15 protein-coding genes are annotated in these 20,170 nt (G+C 72.1%); 12 read left to right on the forward strand and 3 right to left on the reverse strand.

Going from position 1 to position 20,170, the window contains the following annotated elements; all coding sequences use genetic code 11:
* Window positions 1-103 precede the first annotated feature (103 nt).
* The 3 genes from Q9R28_RS00005 to Q9R28_RS00015 all read left to right on the forward strand — a co-directional run bounded on the left by Q9R28_RS00005 (window position 104) and on the right by Q9R28_RS00015 (window position 5,522).
* On the forward strand, window positions 104-1,267 hold the full coding sequence (locus Q9R28_RS00005) for an ROK family transcriptional regulator (protein ID WP_311205192.1): 1,164 nt from the start codon (window positions 104-106) through the stop codon (window positions 1,265-1,267).
* Between the two features lie 65 nt (window positions 1,268-1,332).
* Window positions 1,333-3,372, forward strand: coding sequence for a beta-galactosidase (locus Q9R28_RS00010; protein ID WP_311205193.1), 2,040 nt, complete (start codon window positions 1,333-1,335; stop codon window positions 3,370-3,372).
* Window positions 3,369-5,522 (forward strand): alpha-galactosidase, encoded by a 2,154-nt coding sequence (locus tag Q9R28_RS00015; protein WP_311205194.1) that lies wholly within the window; start codon window positions 3,369-3,371, stop codon window positions 5,520-5,522. The genes Q9R28_RS00010 and Q9R28_RS00015 overlap by 4 nt, the downstream gene beginning before the upstream one ends.
* Window positions 5,523-5,642: 120 nt before the next feature.
* Here the strand turns inward: Q9R28_RS00015 and Q9R28_RS00020 are convergent, their stop codons facing one another.
* A complete protein-coding gene (locus Q9R28_RS00020) occupies window positions 5,643-8,153 on the reverse strand; it encodes a glycosyl hydrolase 2 galactose-binding domain-containing protein (RefSeq protein WP_311205195.1) in 2,511 nt (836 codons plus the stop codon).
* Between the two features lie 106 nt (window positions 8,154-8,259).
* Here Q9R28_RS00020 and Q9R28_RS00025 point away from each other — a divergent pair, with 106 nt between their 5' ends.
* From Q9R28_RS00025 to Q9R28_RS00045, 5 genes are read left to right on the forward strand one after another with little or no spacing between them, the layout of a single operon-like run.
* Window positions 8,260-9,948, forward strand: a complete 1,689-nt coding sequence (locus tag Q9R28_RS00025) for an ABC transporter substrate-binding protein (RefSeq protein WP_311205196.1) — start codon at window positions 8,260-8,262, stop codon at window positions 9,946-9,948.
* A 28-nt stretch (window positions 9,949-9,976) separates the two neighbouring features.
* Window positions 9,977-10,966 (forward strand): ABC transporter permease, encoded by a 990-nt coding sequence (locus Q9R28_RS00030; RefSeq protein ID WP_311205197.1) that lies wholly within the window; start codon window positions 9,977-9,979, stop codon window positions 10,964-10,966.
* 12 nt (window positions 10,967-10,978) lie between these two features.
* Window positions 10,979-12,001, forward strand: coding sequence for an ABC transporter permease (locus tag Q9R28_RS00035; protein WP_311205198.1), 1,023 nt, complete (start codon window positions 10,979-10,981; stop codon window positions 11,999-12,001).
* Entirely contained in the window at window positions 11,998-12,855 is an 858-nt protein-coding gene (locus Q9R28_RS00040) for an ABC transporter ATP-binding protein (RefSeq protein WP_311205199.1), read from the forward strand. Before Q9R28_RS00035 ends, Q9R28_RS00040 begins: the two co-directional genes overlap by 4 nt.
* The gene (locus Q9R28_RS00045) at window positions 12,852-13,763 is read left to right on the forward strand and encodes an ATP-binding cassette domain-containing protein (RefSeq protein ID WP_311205200.1); all 912 of its coding nucleotides are present in this window, start codon (window positions 12,852-12,854) and stop codon (window positions 13,761-13,763) included. Before Q9R28_RS00040 ends, Q9R28_RS00045 begins: the two co-directional genes overlap by 4 nt.
* Before the next feature lie 188 nt (window positions 13,764-13,951).
* Here Q9R28_RS00045 and Q9R28_RS00050 read toward each other — a convergent pair whose 3' ends face one another.
* Window positions 13,952-16,387, reverse strand: coding sequence for an excinuclease ABC subunit UvrA (locus Q9R28_RS00050; RefSeq protein ID WP_311205201.1), 2,436 nt, complete (start codon window positions 16,385-16,387; stop codon window positions 13,952-13,954).
* 215 nt (window positions 16,388-16,602) lie between these two features.
* On the opposite strand from Q9R28_RS00050, the gene Q9R28_RS00055 reads away from it, so the two are divergent.
* Together Q9R28_RS00055 and Q9R28_RS00060 are read left to right on the forward strand one after the other, a co-directional pair.
* The gene (locus Q9R28_RS00055; protein WP_311205202.1) at window positions 16,603-17,445 is read left to right on the forward strand and encodes a hypothetical protein; all 843 of its coding nucleotides are present in this window, start codon (window positions 16,603-16,605) and stop codon (window positions 17,443-17,445) included.
* On the forward strand, window positions 17,420-17,743 hold the full coding sequence (locus tag Q9R28_RS00060; RefSeq protein WP_251154867.1) for a hypothetical protein: 324 nt from the start codon (window positions 17,420-17,422) through the stop codon (window positions 17,741-17,743). Before Q9R28_RS00055 ends, Q9R28_RS00060 begins: the two co-directional genes overlap by 26 nt.
* A gap of 24 nt (window positions 17,744-17,767) precedes the next feature.
* On the opposite strand, the gene Q9R28_RS00065 is transcribed toward Q9R28_RS00060, so the two are convergent.
* Window positions 17,768-18,232, reverse strand: coding sequence for a hypothetical protein (locus tag Q9R28_RS00065; RefSeq protein ID WP_209683273.1), 465 nt, complete (start codon window positions 18,230-18,232; stop codon window positions 17,768-17,770).
* Between the two features lie 106 nt (window positions 18,233-18,338).
* Between Q9R28_RS00065 and Q9R28_RS00070 the strand changes: the two genes are divergently transcribed.
* Together Q9R28_RS00070 and Q9R28_RS00075 are read left to right on the forward strand one after the other, a co-directional pair.
* Window positions 18,339-19,157 carry a hypothetical protein gene (locus Q9R28_RS00070; RefSeq protein WP_311205203.1) on the forward strand — a complete coding sequence of 273 codons (819 nt, stop codon included), beginning with the start codon at window positions 18,339-18,341 and terminating at the stop codon, window positions 19,155-19,157.
* A gap of 74 nt (window positions 19,158-19,231) precedes the next feature.
* Window positions 19,232-20,164: an NADP-dependent oxidoreductase gene (locus Q9R28_RS00075; RefSeq protein WP_209683268.1), complete on the forward strand. Its 933-nt coding sequence runs from the start codon at window positions 19,232-19,234 to the stop codon at window positions 20,162-20,164.
* The last annotated feature ends 6 nt before the right edge of the window (window positions 20,165-20,170 follow it).

Genomic DNA, 20,170 nt, shown 5'->3' on the forward strand with positions numbered 1-20,170 from the left:
CCGGTCAGGGGTTTCCTGCGTTAACGGGCCGACCCCGGCGAACTGCAGCGCGATCGCCGGGGGAGCGGTCGGCAGTATGATCGGCCGACGACGAAGGAGAGCGATGAGCGATCACCGCGAGGTCGCGCCGCCGGAGCCGGGAGCCGCATGGCCGGCGTTGACCGATGCCACGCGAGCAGCACTGCGGGAGATCCTCGTGCACGGAGTGCTGTCGCGTGCGGAGATCGCCCGGTCGCTCGGGCTCTCACGCGCGAGTCTGACACGAGCCGTCCGGACCCTGCAGGAGCACCGGTTCGTGACCGAGGTCGGCACGGGTCTCCGGGGCGTCACCGGGCGTCCCTCGGAGCTGCTGCGAGCGAGTTCGGGCGCGTGGGAGTTCCTCGGCATCAAGTTGACCGCGGACCGCCTCTACGCTGCCGTCACGGACCTCGGCGGACGTGTCCTGGCCCTGCACGAGGAGGCCGTGACGGACACCGGACCGCAGGCGCTGGTGCGGCAGGTGACCGAGGTGGTCCGGGAGCTCCGCGCAGCGTCGCCGGCGATCTGTGCGCTCGGCGTGTCCGTGCCCGGTGACGTCGTCACCCGGGGCGGTGTCTCCGTCGTCGAGGTGTCCCAGTTCCTCGGGTGGCGCGACGTCCCGCTGTCGGGTCTCCTCGAGACCGCGACCGGGCTGGTCACGTACGCGTCCAACGACGTGGACGCCCTCACGGCGAAGGAGCACTGGATCGGTGCGGGCGACGGGGTGCGGTCGATGGCGCTCGTCACCGTCGGGACCGGCGTCGGGTTCGGCCTCGTGACCAACGGCGAGGTGTCGGAGGGTGCGCACGGGCGTTTCGGCCGGGTCGGCCACCTGCCGGTCTACGGCGGCGGCCCCGACTGCGGGGTCGGGCACCACGGGTGCGTGTCGAGCTACCTGCCGAGTTCGATCATCGCCCGGAACGCGGGGGCGGTCGACGAGGGCTACGACGAGGTCGTGGAGCGCGCCCGCACCGGCGAGCCGAGGGCGCTGCAGGCGCTCCGGGACGCCGGTACCGCCCTCGGCGCGCTGTTGTCGACGGTCGTCACGCTCGTCGACCCGGAGTCGATCGTCCTGACCGGCGACGGCCTGCCGGTGTACGACATCGCTCGGGCCGAGGTCGACGAGGCCTTCCGGCGCGGGCTGCGTCCGTACGAGGCGGCCGTCACCGTCGTCGTGCAGCCGTTCGAGTTCTCGGAGTGGGCCAGGGCGGCCGCCGTGCTGGCGATCCGGCGGTCGCTTCGCTCCTGAACGGGCTCGTGCAACCGCTTAGTTACACAAGTTGACAAAGGTCCTCGGCGGACGGGATGCTGGTCGTGTCCACCGTCGAAGGAGATGTCGTGACCGCTGCTCGTTCCGTGCCCTGGCCCACCGGGGGGCTCTCCTTCGGTGGTGACTACAGTCCCGAGCAGTGGCCGCGCGAGGTGTGGGACGAGGACGTCCGCCTGATGCGCGAGGCCGGGGTGAACCTGGTCACCGTCGGCGTGTTCTCCTGGGCGCTGCTCGAACGATCGCCGGGCGAGTACACCTGGTCGTGGCTCGACGAGGTGCTCGACCTGCTGCACGCCAACGGCATCGCGGTCGACCTCGCCACCCCCACGGCCGCTCCGCCGAACTGGTTGCTCACGGCGCACCCCGAGGTGCTCCCGGTCGACGCCACCGAACGGCGCGAACGCCCCGGCGGCCGACTGGGCTGGTGCCCGGCGTCCGCGGTGTTCCGGGCGCACGCGCTGCGCATCGTCGACGCGATCGCCGAGCGCTACGGCCGGCACCCGGCGGTGCGGCTGTGGCACGTCAGCAACGAGCTCGGTGGCGGCAACGCCCGCTGCTACTGCGAGGTGTCGGCATCGGACTTCCGGCGGTGGCTGCGCGAGCGGTACACCGACGTCGACGCGGCGAACGCGGCCTGGGGCACGGCCTTCTGGGGCCACACCTACACGTCGTTCGACGAGGTCTCGCCGCCGCGCGGTGTCGGCGGCGCGCCGAACCCCGGCGTCGCACTCGACTTCGAGCGGTACTCGTCGGACGCCCTCCTCGCGCACTACAGCGCCGAGCGGGAGGTCATCGAGCAGTACTCGGACGTGCCCGTCACGACGAACTTCATGGTCGGGGCCGGCTCGCACGTCGTCGACTACGCCGCGTGGGCTCGCCACGTCGCCATCCCGGCGAACGACCACTACACGCTCGTCGACGACCCGGACCGGGCCGAGGACCTCGCGGTGGCCGCCGACCGGATGCGCGGCATCGCGCGCGGCCGCACGCCGTGGCTGCTCATGGAGCACTCGACCGGTGGCCCGAGCTGGCAGCAGCGCAACCGGGCGAAGGAGCCCGGCGAGCTCGTGCGGAACTCCCTCGCGCACGTCGCTCGGGGCTCCGACGGCGCGCTCTTCTTCCAGTGGCGCGCCTCGACCGCCGGGGCGGAGCAGTTCCACTCCGCGATGGTCCCGCACGCCGGCACCCGGACGCGGGTCTGGCGGGAGGTGTGCGAGCTCGGCCGAGCACTCGCGGCGCTGGCGCCGGCGCAGGGCGCACCGGTCGAACCAGCCCGGGTCGCGATCGTCGTCGACGAGGTCTCGGGCTGGGCGCTGCAGGCCGGGCTCAAGCCGCACCGCGGGCTGCGGTACGGGCACGAGGTCCGAGCGTGGCACACCGCGTTCTGGCGTCGCCAGGTCACCACCGACGTGGTGCCCCTCGACGCCGACCTCAGCGGCTACGACGTGGTCGTCCTGCCCACCCTGTTCGTCGTCGACGCCGCCTCGGCAGCGCGGATCCGTGCGGTCGTCGACCGCGGTGCGACCCTGCTCGTCACCTACGCGTCGGGCATCGTGGACGAGACCGCTCGGGTGCTGACCGGTGGGTACCCGGGTGCCTTCCGGGACGTCCTGGGTGTCTGGGCGGAGGAGTTCGTCCCGCTCCAACGCGACCAACACGCGCGGCTCGACGACGGCACGCGCGTCACCGACTGGGCCGAGGACCTCGTGGTGGAGGACGCCGACGTGGTGCTCGGCCACGTCGACGGTCCGCTCGCCGGTCGCCCGGCGGTCACCCGCCGCGCCGTCGGCGGCGGCGCCTGGTACGTCTCCGCGATGCTCGACCAGGACGGCGTGCAGCGGCTCGTGGACCGGATCGTCGAGGAGCGGGCGGTCCCGCGGACGGTCACCGCGCCTCCCGGCCTGGAGGCGGTGCGTCGCGTCCGCGACGACGGCTCCGGCCTCCTGTTCCTCCTCAACCACCGCGACGACGACGTCACCGTCGTCGCGTCCGGTACCGACCTGCTGGACGACTCCGAGCACGGTCCGGAGACCGTCGTGCCTGCCGGCGGCGTCCGCGTGCTGCTCGAGGCGGCGACGGCATGACCGTCGTCGATCGTGTCGGCTCCGCGACCGGGGTCCCGCAACGGGTGGTGCACGCGCTGCGGGGTGGTGGCGTGGGGCTGGTGCTCGCGACCCGACCCGACGGGCTGCCCGAGGTGCTGCACTGGGGCCGTGATACCGGAGCGCTGCCGGCGTCCGACACGGCCGACCTCGTGCTCGCACAGGACCGGGCGGTGTCGCCGAGTGCCTACGACGCCGCGTGGCCGCTCACGCTCCTGCCCACCGAGCACGACGGGTGGGAGGGACGGCCGGGGATCGCGGGGCAGGTCGGCGGACGGCCGCTCGTGCCGGTCTGGGACGAGGCCGCGGTCGCCGGGACCGACGCCGAGCTCGTCGTCGACGCGACGTCGGACGAGCTGACGCTGTCGATCGTCCTCGCCCTCGACGCCGCTGGTGTGCTCCGGGTGCGGCAGACGGTGACGAACACCGGCGACGAGGACGTCGAGTTGTCGGCACTCGAAGCCGTGTTGCCGATCGGGGACCGTGCGGCCGAGGTGCTCGACCTGGCGGGGAAGTGGACGCGCGAGCGGACCCCGCAGCGGAGGAGGCTGACCGACGGGGTGCACGTGCGCGAGAGCCGTCGTGGCCGCACCGGACACGACGCCCCGACGCTGACGGCGCTCGGTACGGCCGGGTTCGACGACGCACTCGGCGAGCTGTGGGCGGTGCACCCCGCGTGGAGCGCGGACACCGTGCACCGCATCGACCGGTTGGCGGAGGCGCGGACCCTGCTCGGCGCGGGCGAACTGGTGCGCGCGGGCGAGGTGGTCCTGCGACCAGGTGAGACCTTCTCCGCTCCCGAGACGGTCTTCGTCTGGAGCGACGCCGGGCTCGACGGGTTGTCCGCTCGGTTGCACGACTCGCTGCGAGCGCGGTCCGGGCACCCGACCACCCCGCGACCGGTCGTCCTCAACACGTGGGAGGCGGTGTACTACCGGCAGGAGCTGGAGCCGCTGCTCGACCTGGCCCGAGCGGCGGCGGACGTCGGGGTCGAACGGTTCGTCCTCGACGACGGCTGGTTCACCGGCCGCAGGTCCGACACCACGTCGCTCGGTGACTGGACGGTCGACGCCGCGGTCTGGCCGGACGGGCTCGGCCCGCTCGTCGACGGCGTCCGGGCGCTGGGCATGGACTTCGGGCTCTGGTTCGAGCCGGAGTGCGTCAGCCCGGTCTCCGCGCTCGCCGAGGCGCACCCGGACTGGTTCCTGCAGGACCCCGGCGCATCGCGGACCTGGCGGCACGAGTACACGCTCGACTTCGCCCGCGCCGAGGTCCGCGAACACGTGCTCGACCGGATGTCCGCGGTGATCGAGGAGCACCACGTCGACTTCGTGAAGTGGGACCAGAACCGCGACGTCGTGCAGACCGTGCATGCGGGACGGGTCGGCCTCGGCGCCCACACCCGCGGGGTGTACGCGGTGATGGACGAGCTGCGGCGACGGCACCCGTGGATCGAGATCGAGGCGTGCGCGTCCGGTGGTGCCCGGGTGGACCTCGGTGTGCTCGAGCGGACCGACCGGGTGTGGGCCTCGGACTCGAACGACGCGATGGAGCGACTCGCGATCCAGCGGTGGACGGAGCTGCTGCTGCCGCCGGAGCTGATCGGCTCGCACGTCGGCCCCGAGGTCTCCCACACCACGGGCCGACACCTCGACCTGGACTTCCGGATGGCGGTGTCGCTGTTCGGCAGCGCCGGCATCGAGACCGACGTCACGCGCTGCACGCCCGCCGAGCGGGACCGGCTGCGGGAGTGGACGGCGCTGTACAAGCGGGAGCGCGGGCTGCTGCACTCCGGGCGCGTGCACCACGTGGACCTCGGCGACGCCGGTCTCGCGACGACGGTCGTCGTCGGTGCCGACCGCGACCGGGCACTCGCGCGGGTCGTGCGGACCGAGACCGGACCGCGGGCGCTCGCGGTGCCGCTGCGCTTCCGCGGGCTCGACCGCGAGCGGCGCTACCGGGTGGCGCCGGTGAGCGGCCTGCGCGTCCCGGAGGGCGTCGACGTCACGCGGACGCCGTGGCTGGAGCGGGGGAGCGTCGAGCTGTCCGGAGCCGTGCTCGAGGACCTGGGCGTCCGGCTGCCGTCGCTCGCGCCCGGGACCGCACTGGTGCTCGAGGCGCAGGCGGTCTGAGTCGCGGTTCCCATCCGACGGCCGCCGAGCCTCGGCCAGGCGGACACCTTCGCGGTCCAGGACCGCGAAGGTGTCCGGCTGCGCGAGCCTCGGCCGGAGGGGGCCGTCTGCGGCCGCCCCTCAGTGCAGCAGGTCGCCGGCGTGCCGGAGGACGAGCGGGCCGACGAGCGCACCGGCGTCGACGCCCGGCGCACGCGACACGGTGAACACGGCCTGCTCGCCCGGCAGCAGGGACACCAGACCCTCGTCCACCCGGGCGCTCGCCACGAGCCGGTCCGGGAAGAGCGACAGGTCGCGGACGTAGCCGGTCGCCGTGACCGTGACCCGGGCGCCGTCGTCGGTCGGCTCCACCTCGGTCGTGAAGGGTCGGCGTGCGAGGCGCTGGTCCACCACCTCGGTGAGGTCGTGCACCCGTCGTCCGGAGGAGGTGCCGGTGACGACGAGGACCTCGCCGGCGGGGTCCTCCGACCGGGCGACCTCGGCCGACAGCGGCACCCGGACCGCGTCCGCCGGCGCGACCGTCACGGACGCGCTCGTCGTCGCGAGGACCGTGCCGTCGAAGGACCACCGCTCGACGACGAGGTCGTCCACGACGGGCCCGGCGCCGGCGTTGACCACGACGACCTCGGTGCCGGTGCCGTCCTCCGACCGCTGGACGGTGGCGACAACCGGACGGTACGCCTGCCGGACCGCGTACCAGACCGGCTTGCGGTGGCCGGCGTGGTCGACCAACGCCCACGAGACGACGGGCCAGTCGTCGTTCAGCTGCCAGACCACCATGCCGGTGTTGTCCGGCGTGCGGGAACGGAACCAGTCCATGCCGAACCGGATCGCATGCGCCTGGTTCAGCTGCGCCGCCCAGTGCCAGTCCTCGATGCTCCGCGGCTCGGGCAGGTGTCCGCGCATGCCGTCGGCGAGCTTCCGGTTGCCCTCGTGCGCCTTCTGGTGCACGAGCATCTCGTGGCCGTCCGGGTCGAGCGGTTCGTCGTGCACCACCGCGGTCAGCGTGGACCAGGCCGGCGGCCCCTGGTACCCGAACTCGGCGACGAACCGGGGGTGCCAGTCGGCGTAGGCGGTGTAGTCCTTGGTGTTCCAGACGTCCCAGATGTGCACGGTGCCGTTGCGGTCGTCGTTCGGGTGCAGGTACTCGTCGAACGAGAACGGGGACCCGGGCGTGTACGGGCGGGTCGGGTCGAGCTCGGCGACGATCGCGGGCAGCAGGGACCGGTAGTACCCGTTGCCCCAGGTCCGCCCGACGAGCGACGGGCGCCAGCCCCACTCGGCGTACGCGACGAGGTTCTCGTTGTTGCCGTTCCAGACCACGAGCGAGGGGTGCGGGCTGAGCCGGGTCACGGCCTCGCGGACCTCGGGCTCGACCTCGACGGCGAGCCAGGGCTCCTCGGCGTAGGCGGCACAGGCGAACAGGAAGTCCTGCCACACGAGCACGCCGAGTTCGTCGCAGCGGTCGTAGAGGTCGTCGGACTCGTAGATCCCGCCGCCCCAGATCCGGAGCAGGTTGACGTTCGCCTCGACCGCGTCGTCGATCCGTTCGGTGTACCGCTCCGGGCTCATCTCGGTGAGGTACGCGTGGTCCGGGATCCAGTTCGCTCCGCGCACGATCACGGGCTCGTCGTTCACCCGGAGCAGGAACGGTGCACCGCCCGCGTCGGCAGCGGTGTCGAGCGTGACCGTCCGGAAGCCGACGCGGCCGGTCCAGACGTCGTCGCCGACCTCGACGCGGACGTCGTACAGGGGCTGCTCGCCGTGGCCGCGCGGCCACCAGACCGCGACGTCGGGGAGCTCGAGGCGCACGGCTGCGGACCCCGCGGCACGACCACCGGTGACGGGACGCGACCCGGTGACCGACGTCCCGTGTCCGGAGACGGTGACCCGCGCCTCCAGGCCGGTGCCGGTGGTGCCCGCGACCTCGGGCGCGGAGCCGATGTGCTGGCGGAACCCGCCCGGGGTACGGGCGTGCTCGACGTCGACGTGCGCGCTGAGCACGCCGTTGGTGCCGTCGACGTCGACGAGGGGGCGGACTGCTGCGATGCGGGTGCCGCTCCATGACTCGATGCCGATCGACCGCCAGATGCCGCTCGTCGCGACGTCGACGCCCCAGTCCCAGCCGAAGTTCGACGCATTCTTCCGGAGTGCGTTGTACGGGTGGTGGTTGACGTGGGGGAGTTCGCCTCCGTGCTGTTCCGACAGGCGGACGGCGGCCGGGACCGGCGCGTCGAACGTGACCACGAGCTCGTTGTCGCCCGGTCGGAGCAGGTGCCCGACGGGGAACCGGTACGAGCGGTGCTGGTTCGCGCTCGTGCCGACGACGAGCCCGTTCAGTTCGATCGTGGCGAGGGTGTCGAGCCCCCCTGCCACCAGGTCGTGTCGTTCCTCGGTGCGCTCGCCGTCCCAGGTGAAGGTCCGACGGTAGCGCCACACGGTGTCGCCGATCCACTGCGTCGCCGCCTCGCCGTCGCCGTCGAACGGGTCCGGGATCCGTCCCGCGCGGAGCAGGTCGGTGTGCACGCACCCCGGCACCACCGCCTCGGTGGGGGACCGGAAGGGCTCGGACTCCGCCGGTCCGGTCACCGCCTCGAGGGTCCAGGGGCCGTCCAGTGTAGTGCGCTCCATCGCGCCTCCTCAGATCGTCGTGCGGATGCTTGACCGGGTTAGTTTAGCCGTGTAACAATCGCCGTCAACGAACTGGACTGCGACGGAGCAGCCCGAGAGGACAACGATGTCAGCACTCAACCGTTCACGGCGGCTCGCCATCGCAGCCGCGGCCCTCGTCACCACCGCAGGACTGGCACTCACGGGGTGCAGCTCGAGCGGGAACGCGGCGTCGTCCGACTCCGCATCGACCCTCGTCGCCTACACCGGACAGTCCGGCGACTACCAGATCAACTTCAACCCGTGGTCCCCGTCCAACATCGGCGGCATCGGGACGATCTACGAGGGCCTGTTCTTCGTCACCAACGCCAACACGAACGAGCCGAAGCCGCTCCTCGGGGAGCGCTACGAGTGGAACGCCGACGGCACGCAGCTCACCATCGAGCTCCGCGACGGCGTCACGTGGAGCGACGGCGAGCCCTTCACCGCGAAGGACGTCGTGTTCACGCTCGACATGCTCGCGGAGAACAAGTCGATCAACTCGATCGGCTACTCGGGCACGGCGAAGGCCGAGGGGGAATCCACCGTCGTCGTCTCGTTCGACGAGCCGTCGTTCGTGCTCGGCCCGAACCTGCTCGGCAAGACCTGGATCGTGCCCGAGCACCTCTGGAAGGACGTCGACCCGGCGACCGACGTCATGCGCGAGCCCGTCGGCACCGGGCCGTACACGCTCGGGAACTTCAAGGCGCAGGCGTTCACCCTGCAGGCGAACGAGGACTACTGGGGCGGCGCACCCGCCGTGAAGACCGTCCGCTACCTGTCGCTCTCCGGCAACACGGCCGGTGCCGACGCCCTGAAGCAGGGTTCGATCGACTGGCAGACCGGCCCCGTCCCGAACATGGACGACATCAAGGGCAACTACCCCGGCTACGACGGCATCACGATCGGGCAGAACCAGATGGCACTCATCACCTGCGCCGACACGGCGCTCGGGTGCTCCGGCCCGCAGACCGACCCGGCCGTCCGCCACGCCGTCGCCGACGCGATCAACCGCAAGCAGCTCAACTCGCTGGCGTTCGCGAACACCGCCAGCGACATCTCGCCGACCTTCGCGTTGACGACGCTGCAGGAGGACATGATCTCGAAGGACGTCGAGCCGGCGGTGATGGCGAACTCGCCGGACCTCGACGCGGCAGCCGCCACCCTCGAGGACGCCGGGTGGGCGAAGGGCTCCGACGGCATCTACGCGAAGGACGGCCAGCGCCTGTCCATGACCGTCGAGGTCGTCACCGGCTGGACGGACTACATCACCGCCATCGACACGATGACCCAGCAGCTCAAGGCCGCCGGCATCGAGCTCAAGGCACAGCAGTCGTCGTGGAACGAGTGGACGGACAAGAAGACCAAGGGCACGTTCCAGCTCGTCATCGACTCGCTCGGTCAGGGTCCGACCGCGAACCCCTACTACCTGTACAACAACAACCTCGCGACGTCGAACACCGCGGAGGTCGGCGAGGCCGCGTCGACCAACCGTGCGCGGTACAGCAACCCCGCGGTGGACGAGGCGCTCGCGAAGCTGAAGACCATCGACCCCGAGGACACCGCCGCGACGCAGCCGGAGTTCGACACGATCCAGCAGCACCTCGTCGAGGACATGCCCTACATCCCGATCATGACGGGCGGCACCACGAGCGAGGTGCACACCGCCAAGTTCACCGGTTGGCCCACCCAGGACGACCTGTACGCCTTCCCCGCGATCTGGGCGAGCCCGGACAACGCCGAGGTGTTCAAGGCCCTGAAGCCGGTCAAGGGCTGACGGCGGACCGCGACCGAGGAGCACGCGCATGCAGTACTTCCTGCGCAAGATCGGCTTCTACGTCGTCGCCCTCTGGGCGGCGCTGACGCTGAACTTCATCATCCCCCGGCTCCTGCCCGGGAACCCGGTGGACATCCTGCTCGCCAAGCTCCAGCAGCGCGGCGGCCAGGTCACCCCGGAGACCAGGGAGGCGTACCAGCTGCTCCTCGGTGGCGACTCCTCGCAGCCGCTCATCGCGCAGTACGGGCAGTACCTGGGCAACGTGTTCCGCGGTGACCTCGGGGTGTCGGTGAGCTACTTCCCCGCACCCGTCACCGAGGTGATCGGGAGCTCGCTGCCCTGGACCATCGCCCTCGTCGGCATCGCGACCGTCCTGGCCGCGGTCATCGGCGTCGCCCTAGGGGCCTTCGTCGGCTGGAAGCCCGGCACCTGGCTCGACTCGTTCGTCCCGGCCACCACGCTGCTCGCCGCGGTGCCGTACTTCTGGCTCGCGCTCATCCTGGTGTACTTCTTCGCCACGGGGATCCACCTGTTCCCGGCCCAGGGCGGCTACGACGTCGTCCTGGACCCGGGGTTCAACGGTCCGTTCCTCATGTCCGCGCTCGAGTACGGCGTGCTGCCGGCGGCGACGATCGTGCTCGCATCGCTCGGCGGTTGGTTGCTCGGGATGCGGAACATGATGGTGTCGACGCTGTCCGAGGACTACATCACCACGGCGCTCGCGAAGGGCCTGCCGCCCGGCAAGGTGCTCCGCAACTACGCCGCCCGCAACGCCGTGCTGCCGTCGGTCGCCGGGTTCGCGATCTCGCTCGGCTTCATCGTGTCGGGGTCGGTCGTGACCGAGCAGGTGTTCTCGTACCCGGGCATCGGGTCGAAGCTCCTGTCCGCGGTCACGAACAACGACTACGCGCTCATGCAGGGCATCTTCCTGTTCATCACCCTCGCCGTGCTCGGCGCCAACCTCGTCGTCGACCTGCTGTACGGGCTCATCGACCCGCGCACCCGGGCCCGGAGCTAGGAGGACTCGACCGTGACCAACATCCAAGAGGAGACCGAGCCCACCGTCGGTGCGCTCGCCGAGGAGGCCGACGGCCACTCGACGCGCAGCATCGCGACGGCACGCTCGGCGAAGACCCGCGGCGGCCTCCGCCGCTTCCTGCCCACGATGACCCCGTGGCTCGTCACCGGCATCGTGCTCATCCTCGGCGTCACCGCGTTCGGGCTGCTCGGCCCGTTCCTGGTCGGCGACCCGAACGCGATCCGCGACTCCGGCATGCAGCCGCCGACCGGCGAGAACCTGCTCGGCACCACCCAGACCGGTCAGGACGTCCTCGCGCAACTGGCCTACGCCACCCGGGGCAGCCTGCAGATCGGGCTCATCGTCGGGGTGCTCGCGACCGTGCTGTCGGCGTTCTTCGGCATCCTCGGCGCGTACCTCGGCGGGATCATGGACGAGGCGTTCTCGCTCTTCTCGAACGTCTTCCTGGTGATCCCCGGTCTGCCGCTCGTCATCGTCATCTCGGGCCTGGTCCCGCAGGAGGCGCGTGGGCTGTGGACGATCGCGATCGTCCTGGCGATCACGTCGTGGGCCGGGTCCGCCCGCGTCCTGCGCGCGCAGACGATGTCGATCCGCAGCCGCGACTACGTCTCGGCGGCGCGGGTCGCCGGTGAACGGCCGTGGCGGGTCATCGCCGTGGAGATCCTGCCGAACCTGCTGCCGGTGCTCGCATCGCAGTTCGTGTTCGCGGTGATCGCCGCGATCCTCGGCGAGGCCGGCCTGTCGTTCCTGGGGCTCGGCGCGTCGAACTCGTCGACGCTCGGCACGATGCTCTTCTACGCGCAGAACGGGTTCGCGCTCGCCCAGGGCGCCTGGTGGTGGTTCGTACCGCCGGGCTTGCTCATCGCGCTGCTCGGCATGGGCCTGTCCCTCGTCAACTTCTCCATCGACGAGGTCATCAACCCGCGGCTCGCCAACGTGCGGGCTCAGCGTCGACGTGAGCGGAAGGCGCGGCGCGACGTCAAGACCACCGACCGGAAGGGGGTCGCCTCGTGACCCGAGATGCCGTCCTCACCATCGACCACCTCGACGTCGTCTACGAGACCGAGCGACCGGTGCACGCCGTCAAGGACGTGTCGCTGTCGCTCGCACCGGGGGAGATCCTCGGCCTCGCGGGGGAGTCCGGCTGTGGCAAGACGACCCTCGCCTACGCCATCACCCGGTTGCACAAGCCGCCGGCCAAGGTGGCGTCCGGCAGCATCACGTTCCACGACCGCGACGGCACCGACGTCGACCTGCTCGGACTGAGCGACGAGCGGCTCCGGGCGGTCCGCTGGTCGAAGCTGTCCATGGTGTTCCAGGGCGCGATGAACGCGCTCAACCCGGTCACCACGATCCGGGCGCAGCTCGACGACGCCCTCGTCGAGCACCGGAAGGGCATGCCGAGGAAGGAGCGTCGGGCGATCGCCGAGGACGCGCTCCGACGGGTCGGCGTCGACCCGTCACGCATCACCGCCTACCCGCACGAGCTGTCCGGCGGCATGCGGCAGCGCGTCATGATCGCGATGGCGATGCTGCTCGAGCCGCAGGTGATGATCATGGACGAGCCGACCACCGCGCTCGACGTCGTCGTGCAGCGCGAGATCCTGCGCGAGATCGTCCGGCTGCGGGACGAGCTCGGCTTCGCGGTCGTGTTCATCACGCACGACCTGCCGCTGCTGCTCGAGATCAGCGACCGGATCGCGATCATGCTCCGCGGCGAGGTCGTCGAGTGCGACACCGCCGCGCGGATCCAGCACGAGCCGCAGCACCCCTACACGCAGCGCCTGCTGCGGTCGTTCCCGAGCCTGTCCGGAGCCCGCGGTGACTTCATCCGCACGGGCCTCGGTCTCGAGGAGGTCGCATCGTGACCAGCGTCACCGTCAACCACCTGACCAAGGACTTCCACGTCCGCAAGGGCCTGCGCCGGAACACGCTGCGCGCCGTCGACGACGTGTCCTTCGAGCTGCTGCCCGGCCGGACCGTCGCGCTCGTGGGGGAGTCCGGCTCGGGCAAGTCCACGATCGCCCGGATGCTCGCGAAGCTCGAGTCCGTGTCGAGCGGGACGATCGACGTCCGGCTCGAGGACGGCACGCCCGTCGTCGGGAGCATGTACCGGCGGCACGTGCAGATGGTCTTCCAGGACCCCTTCGCGTCGCTCAACCCGTTCCACTCGATCGAGCACCACATCGCCCGGCCGCTGCAGCTCCACCACCGCACGCGCGGTGCGGACGAGACCCGGGAACGCGTCCGCGAACTGCTCGACCGGGTCAACCTCGACGAGGACTTCGCCGAGCGACGCCCGCACGAGCTCTCCGGTGGACAGCGGCAGCGCGTCGCGATCGCCCGTGCGCTGGCACCCGGTGCGCAGGTGCTCATCGCCGACGAACCCGTGTCGATGCTCGACGTCTCCATCCGCCTGAGCGTGCTCAACCTGATGGGGCGGCTGCAGCGCGAGGACCACCTCGCCGTCCTGTACATCACGCACGACCTGGCCACCGCGCGGCACTTCTCCGACGAGATCCTGGTGCTCTACCGCGGTCGCGTGGTGGAGCGCGGTCCGTCGGACGCGGTCATCCTCGACCCGCACCACGACTACACACGCCTGCTCGCCGACGCTGCGCCGGACCCCGAGCGGGTGGACCGGAGGGTGACGGCCGGGCCGGTGGTCGACCGGTCGACGATCGACAACAGCACCTGCTACGACCACACCCTGGGGGCGTGGGTGGACGCACCTGCCGCACCTGCCGCACCTGCCGCGCCGGCGGGGGTGCGCTGACCGGCCCCGAGCGGGCAGGGCGTGCGGACGCCGGGACGTCGTCGGTCCCGGTGCCGTGCGCGCGGGCGCCTCGTGTCCGGACCGAGGGGGCGGACACGGGACGCCGGCGGGCGTGCGCCGGATGGCAGTCGGCGTGCGTCACGGTGGACGGGAGGCACGGTGCGGGCAGGCACCGCGCCTCCCGTCCATCAGCTCCCGAGCGCTGCCCGCAGGTACGGCGCCGTGCGGCTCGTGGCGGACGCCGCGACCTCGCGCGGTGTCCCGGATGCCACGACCTGGCCGCCCTCGTCACCACCGGCCGGACCCATGTCGACGACGTGGTCCGCCTGCGCGACGACCGTCATCACGTGCTCGACCACGACGACGGTGTTCCCTGCGTCGGTGAGCCGCTGGAGCTGCGCGGTGAGGAGTTCGACGTCCGCCGGGTGCAGGCCCGTGGTCGGCTCGTCGAGCAGGTAGAGCGTGTGACCGGTCCGTGCGCGTTGGAGTTCGGTGGCGAGCTTGATGCGCTGGGCCTCGCCGCCGGACAGCTCCGGCGCGGGCTGCCCGAGTCGGAGGTAGCCGAGGCCGACGCTGCGCAGGGCATCCAGCGCGCGGGCGGCGGCGGGCAGGTCGGCGAGGGCGTCCGATGCCTCGTCGACGGTCATGCCGAGGACGTCCGCGACGGTCGAGCCGGCCCGGCGGACCTCGAGCGTCTCGGCGTTGTACCGGGCACCGTGGCACTCCGGGCACGGCGCCCAGCTGCCCGGCAGGAACAGGAGCTCGACGGAGACCGAGCCCTCGCCCTGGCAGACCTCGCAGCGGCCGCCCTCGACGTTGAACGAGAACCTGCCGGCGGTCCAGCCGCGTTCCCGGGCGTCGTCGGTCGCGGCGAAGGCCTGGCGCACTGCGTCGAACATGCCCGTGTAGGTCGCGAGGTTCGAGCGGGGTGTGCGGCCGATCGGCTTCTGGTCGACCTCGACGACGCGGGACACGAGCGGGTGCCGCGTCGCGACCGACGGCAGCACCCCACCGACGAGCGACGACTTGCCCGAGCCGGAGACCCCGGTCACCGCGGTCAACACCCCGAGGGGCAGGTCGACGTCGAGCCCGTTCCCGTCCTGGCCGCGCAGGTTGTGCAGGGTGAGGCCACGGAGTTCGAGCGTGCCCACGGGTTCGCGCTGCTCGTGCTCGACGGGCGAGGTCCGGGGCTGCAGGTAGCGCCGCGTGACGCTCTCGGGGACGCCGGCCAGGCCCTCGGGCGGGCCGCTGTACAGCACCCGCCCGCCGCCCGGACCGGCACCGGGGCCGACGTCCACGATCCAGTCCGCACGCCGGACGATGTCCATGTCGTGCTCCACCACGAAGACGCTGTTGCCGCTGGCGCGGAGGTCGTCGAGGACCTGCACGAGGGACTCCGCGTCCGCCGGGTGCAGCCCTGCGCTCGGTTCGTCGAGCACGTAGACCACGCCGAACAGCCCCGACCGGAGCTGCGTCGCGATCCGCAGGCGCTGCGTCTCACCGGGGGAGAGCGTCGGCGTCGCCCGGTCGAGCCCGAGGTACCCGAGGCCGAGTCCGACGAGCACCTCGACCCGACCGAGCAGGTCCGTGGCGATCGACTTCGCGACCTCGGACCGCTCCCCGGACGTCACACGACTCTGCGCGGGCGACGGGTCCTTCAGCTCGGCTGCGGGGCGCAGGACCTCGGCCACCTGTGCGAGCGGCAGTGCGTTGAACGCGGCGATCGACAGGCCGCCGAACGTCACCGCGAGGGCTGCCCTAGTCAGCCCGGAGCCGTGGCAGAGCTGGCACGGGCCGGACTCGACGAAGCGCAGGGCCTTGTTCCGCTGGGTCTCGCTCTGGGAGTCGGCGAGGGTGTGCAGCGTGTACTGCCGGGCGCTCCAGAACCGGCCCTTGTACGGCTTCGCCACCCGGTCGCGCTTCGGGTGGACCTCGACGACGGGCTGCTCCTCGGTGAAGAGCAGCCAGTCGCGGTCCTCCTGCGGGAGCTCCCGCCACGGACGCTCGATGTCGTAGCCGAGCACCGCCGTCACGTCGCGGAGGTTCTTGCCCTGCCACGCACCGGGCCAGGCGGTGATCGCGCCCTCACGGATGGACAGCGACGGGTCGTGCACCGCCGAGGCCTCCGTCACCTCGTGCGCGGTGCCGAGGCCGTGACAGCGCGGGCACGCCCCGGCGACGGTGTTCGGCGAGAACGAGTCGGAGTACAGCTGCTCGGCGCCCTCGGGGTAGGTGCCGGCGCGCGAGTAGAGCATGCGGACCGAGTTGCTCAACGTCGTCAGGGTGCCGACGGTCGAGCGGGTGCTCGGGGCGCCGCGGCGCTGCTGCAGGGCGACCGCCGGGGGCAGACCCGTGATCTCGTCGACGTGCGGTGTCGAACCCTGCGCGATGAGCCGTCGGGCGTACGGCGCGACGGACTCGAGGAAGCGACGCTGTGCCTCGGCGAAGACGGTGCCGAAGGCCAGGCTCGACTTGCCCGAGCCGGAGACACCGGTGAAGGCGACGATCCGGTCGCGGGGGATGTCGACGTCGACGTCCTGCAGGTTGTGTTCACGGGCGCCACGGACGCGGATGAACCCGTCGGACGACGACGGCTGGTCGGCAGGGTGGTGCGGGGCGGGCATTCGTTCGAGCGTAGGCGGATCGGCCGGGCGCCGTTCCGGACCGCTCGTCCGCACCCGGCGGGTGCTGTTCGGCAGGCGACCGGGAGACGGACGGGAGGCACGGGGCGGGCTGGCAGCGGGCCTCCCGGCCGGTGCGTGCGGACGGGAGACGCGGGGCGGGCTGGTCACGTGCCTCCCGGCCGGTCGGTACGGTGGTCGTGGGGGACGGGGGATCGATGGTCGACGACGTCGCGTGGTCGCCGCCGAGGCGGCGGAACGGCATCTGGTGGATCGTGGCGAGCGGGCTGCTGCTGCCCGCGGGGTGGATCGCGTGGCTGCTCGTCGCGCTCGCCGGGTACAACGGCGCGGGGAACTCCACCCACACGCTCTCGGGGCAGACCGGGGGGAGCATCGTCGTCACGGTCGTGTGCGCCGGTGTGCCGCTGACCGGACTGGTCCTGCTGCTCGTGCAGCGTCGGCGCGACCGGTCGGTGACGCTGGTCGGGCCGATCGGGTGTGCGGTGTTCGTGGTCCTCGCGGCCGTGACGCTCGGGTACCCGACGACGCGGGTCGCGCAGAGCTGGGCGGCGGAGGAGGAGCAGCGGGCGCAGCCGCCGACCGCGACCGAGACGAGCCGGACGCCGGCGCAGGCCGAGCGGGACCTCGCGGCCGTGGGGGAGCGCGCGGTGCGGGCGATGGGCGGTGACCCGGAGACCGGCGACGTCGTGCAGTTCCCACGCGGCTGCTCGCTGTCGAACCTCGAGCAGGGCACGGAGTACACGTGGCGGTGGTCGTTCCCTGCCGATGAGGACGCGGACGAGGAGCCGCAGACCGAGGCGGAGCGCAAGGCCGACCTCCTGCCGCAGGACCAGGCCGAAGGGCGTCTGGCTCCGGTCCGCGAGGTCTTCCTCGACGCCGGGCTCCGTGACGCCGATCCGCTCGGGTGGGACATCAGGGTGGTCGGTGACGACTGGCTCGCGGAGGGGAACGCGGGCGTGACCCGGACCTCGGGTGACGTGATGATCGAGACGACCTGTCTGGCCGGAGGGCCCGGTGACGGGTACGACGACGATGCGTGAGCGCGTGACGGCCGCGGCGCCGGGACGTCGAGCACCCGTCAGCGTGTGGGTCGCACTCGTGGTGGCCGCCGGCTGCACCGTGTACGAGCTGCTCGCGGGCGCTCTCGTCGAGTGGACCGGGCTCGGCTTCGTGCCGCTGCTGTTCGTGCCGCCGCTCTACCTGGCGGCGATCCTGCTGCTGATCTGGGTGGGGCAGCAGGGGATCCGGGTGGCGCGGGCACTGGCGATCGTCGTGGGGATCGTGCTCGCGGTGTCGTTGCCGGTCGCGGTGGTCGTGGCGATGCGGACGTGGCACTGAGCGGTGGCGATCGGCTCAGCGTGGTCAGTCGTTCGCGACGGGGCGGCGGAGGGTCCCCAGCGCCCCCGCGGTCAGGAGGAAGCCGGCGAGACCTGCGGCGGTGAGGACGAAGGGCATCGTCACCGGCGGCGGCTGCACCACGGCGGCGAGGGGCAGGCCCAGGAACCCGGCCACACCCGCCGCGAGCACACCGCAGACCACGGCCGCGGGCAGGACACCGAGCGCATCGTCGACGACCCGGGCGAGCGCGAACAGCGTCGCCGCGACCAGGACGCCGAGGACTGCTCCGAGGGGGACTCCGAGCACGGCGAGCAGGCCGAGGAACGACGAGTCCGGCGGCCACCAGTCGGTCGGGGTCACGATCGGCTCGTCGACGGTCGGGTCGGCGATCCAGGCCTCACCGATGATGCCGAACGGTTCGGCGGCGCCGATCAGCGCGCCGGCGAGCAGGACGACGGGCCACGGCCAGTGGCGGCGGTGTTCGTGCATGTGGACCCCCCTGTGCTCGAGCTTGGCGGTGCAGTCTGGGAGCGCGGCCGGAGCGCCGATCCCTCGGTAGCGTGGAGGCGGGGCGCTCGACGAGCGAGGGGGACGGATGAACGACGCGGGACAGCCGGCCGGCACCGAGGAGCCAGCCGGGACCGGGCGCTCGGACCACCCGTCGCGACGGGCGCCGAGCGGTGCGTGGATCGCGGGGAGCATCCTGGCGTTCGTGGTCGGGAGCCTCGTCATCGTGTACGCGATCGCGACGACGGCGGCGCCGACGGTCGAGCAGCGGGCCACCGTGCAGGGCCTCGCCGCGGCGCTCGTCACCGGTGGACTCATCGCGGTGCTCGTCCCGGCGACCGCGATCGTCTCCCTGGTGATCGCCGCGAAGCGAGGGCGGACCGGGGCCGCTGCCGGCATCGCCGTCTGCGGGGCGCTCGGCGCGGTCGCGATGCTGACGATGGTGCCCTTCGCGCTGCTGTCCGTGGGCGAGGCGCAGGCTGACGCAGCGCGACGGGCAGCACCGCCGACCGCACTCGAGACCAGCCGGACGCCCGAGCAGGCGGGGGCCGGACTCGTCGCGCTGGGAGGACGGGTCGTCGACGCGCTCGGACAGGAGGCACCGACCGACGACCAGGTCAGCGTCGACGTCCAGCCGTGTCGGCTCGACAACTCCGACGACGGCGTCCTGGTCCACTACTCCTGGCGTGGTCCCGGCGCCGACGACTCGGCTGGGACGCCCGAGCAGACGAAGGCTGCCATCGCACCGGCGGTCCGGTTCCTGCAGGCCGAAGACTTCGCGGTCGGCACCCGGTTCGTGGGCGGGGGCGTCGTGATGCTCGACCGTGATCAGGGGGTCTCCGTCGACCTGTACAGCGCTGACCGCGTCGAACTCGGATCGCCCTGCCTGGTCGACACGGGCGGCTGACGGTACCCGAGCGGTTGTTCGCTCCTGCAACGTCCGCTGAGTCCACGGACCCGGGGGCGGGTAGACCGGGGGACATGAAGGTCGTCGGAGTCGAAACGTTCGGAGGGCCCGAAGCCCTCGCCGTCCACGAGGTCCCGGAGCCCCACGCCGGCTCCGGCACCGTCCGCATCAGGGTGCAGGCGTTCGCCGTGAACCCCACGGACACCGGCGTGCGCGCAGGGCAGCGTGACTCGTCCGAGGCCTCGCCGCCGTACGTGCCGGGCATGGACGCCGCCGGCGTCATCGACGAGGTCGGCGACGACGTCGAGGGCTGGCAGGTCGGGGACCAGGTGATGGCGATGGCCCTGCCGCTCTCCGAGCACGGCGGCGCCTACGTGGAGCACCTCGTCGCGCCGGTCGGGTCCTTCACACGGATCCCGGCGGGGCTGTCGATCGAGGAAGCCGCGACCGTCCCGATGAACGGCCTGACCGCGTTGCAGATCCTCGCCCGCGCGGAGCTCTCGCAGGGCGACACACTCGCCGTGACCGGATCCGCGGGGCTGCTCGGCAACTACGTCGTGCAGCTCGCGAAGCAGCGGGGCATCACGGTCATCGCCGACGCAGCGCCGAAGGACGAGGACCTCGTGCGGTCCCTCGGGCCGGACCACATGGTGCGCCGCGGGGACGGTTTCGCCGCAGCCGTGCGCGGCATCGTGCCGGACGGCGTCGACGCGCTCGCCGATGCCGCGGTGCAGCGGGACGAGGTCGTCGACGCGGTGCGCGACGGCGGGTTCTTCGCGGACGTGCGGGGCTGGGAGGGCAACGGTGCTCGCGGGATCCGGTTCGAGCGGATCATGGTGTTCTCCGAGTACACGTCGTTCGACCTGCTCGAGGAGCTGCGGCAGGCGGTGGAGGACGGGGTGCTCGTGCCGCGGGTCGCCGAGGTGCTGCCCGCGTCGCGCGCTGCGGAGGCGCACGAGCGGCTCGAGGTCGGCGGGACGCGGGGGCGGTTCGTGCTCACCTGGTGAGTGCGG

Origin of the sequence: Curtobacterium sp. BRD11, assembly GCF_031844345.1 — a bacterium.
Taxonomy (GTDB): Bacteria; Actinomycetota; Actinomycetes; order Actinomycetales; family Microbacteriaceae; genus Curtobacterium.

Coding starts and splice junctions, on each gene's coding strand:
- Q9R28_RS00030 (WP_311205197.1), top strand. CDS start 9,977: ATGCAGTACTTCCTGCGCAAGATCGGCTTCTACGTCGTCGCCCTCTGG.
- Q9R28_RS00050 (WP_311205201.1), bottom strand. CDS start 16,387: ATGCCCGCCCCGCACCACCCTGCCGACCAGCCGTCGTCGTCCGACGGG.
- Q9R28_RS00015 (WP_311205194.1), top strand. CDS start 3,369: ATGACCGTCGTCGATCGTGTCGGCTCCGCGACCGGGGTCCCGCAACGG.
- Q9R28_RS00075 (WP_209683268.1), top strand. CDS start 19,232: ATGAAGGTCGTCGGAGTCGAAACGTTCGGAGGGCCCGAAGCCCTCGCC.
- Q9R28_RS00070 (WP_311205203.1), top strand. CDS start 18,339: ATGAACGACGCGGGACAGCCGGCCGGCACCGAGGAGCCAGCCGGGACC.
- Q9R28_RS00005 (WP_311205192.1), top strand. CDS start 104: ATGAGCGATCACCGCGAGGTCGCGCCGCCGGAGCCGGGAGCCGCATGG.
- Q9R28_RS00020 (WP_311205195.1), bottom strand. CDS start 8,153: ATGGAGCGCACTACACTGGACGGCCCCTGGACCCTCGAGGCGGTGACC.
- Q9R28_RS00065 (WP_209683273.1), bottom strand. CDS start 18,232: ATGCACGAACACCGCCGCCACTGGCCGTGGCCCGTCGTCCTGCTCGCC.
- Q9R28_RS00055 (WP_311205202.1), top strand. CDS start 16,603: ATGGTCGACGACGTCGCGTGGTCGCCGCCGAGGCGGCGGAACGGCATC.
- Q9R28_RS00025 (WP_311205196.1), top strand. CDS start 8,260: ATGTCAGCACTCAACCGTTCACGGCGGCTCGCCATCGCAGCCGCGGCC.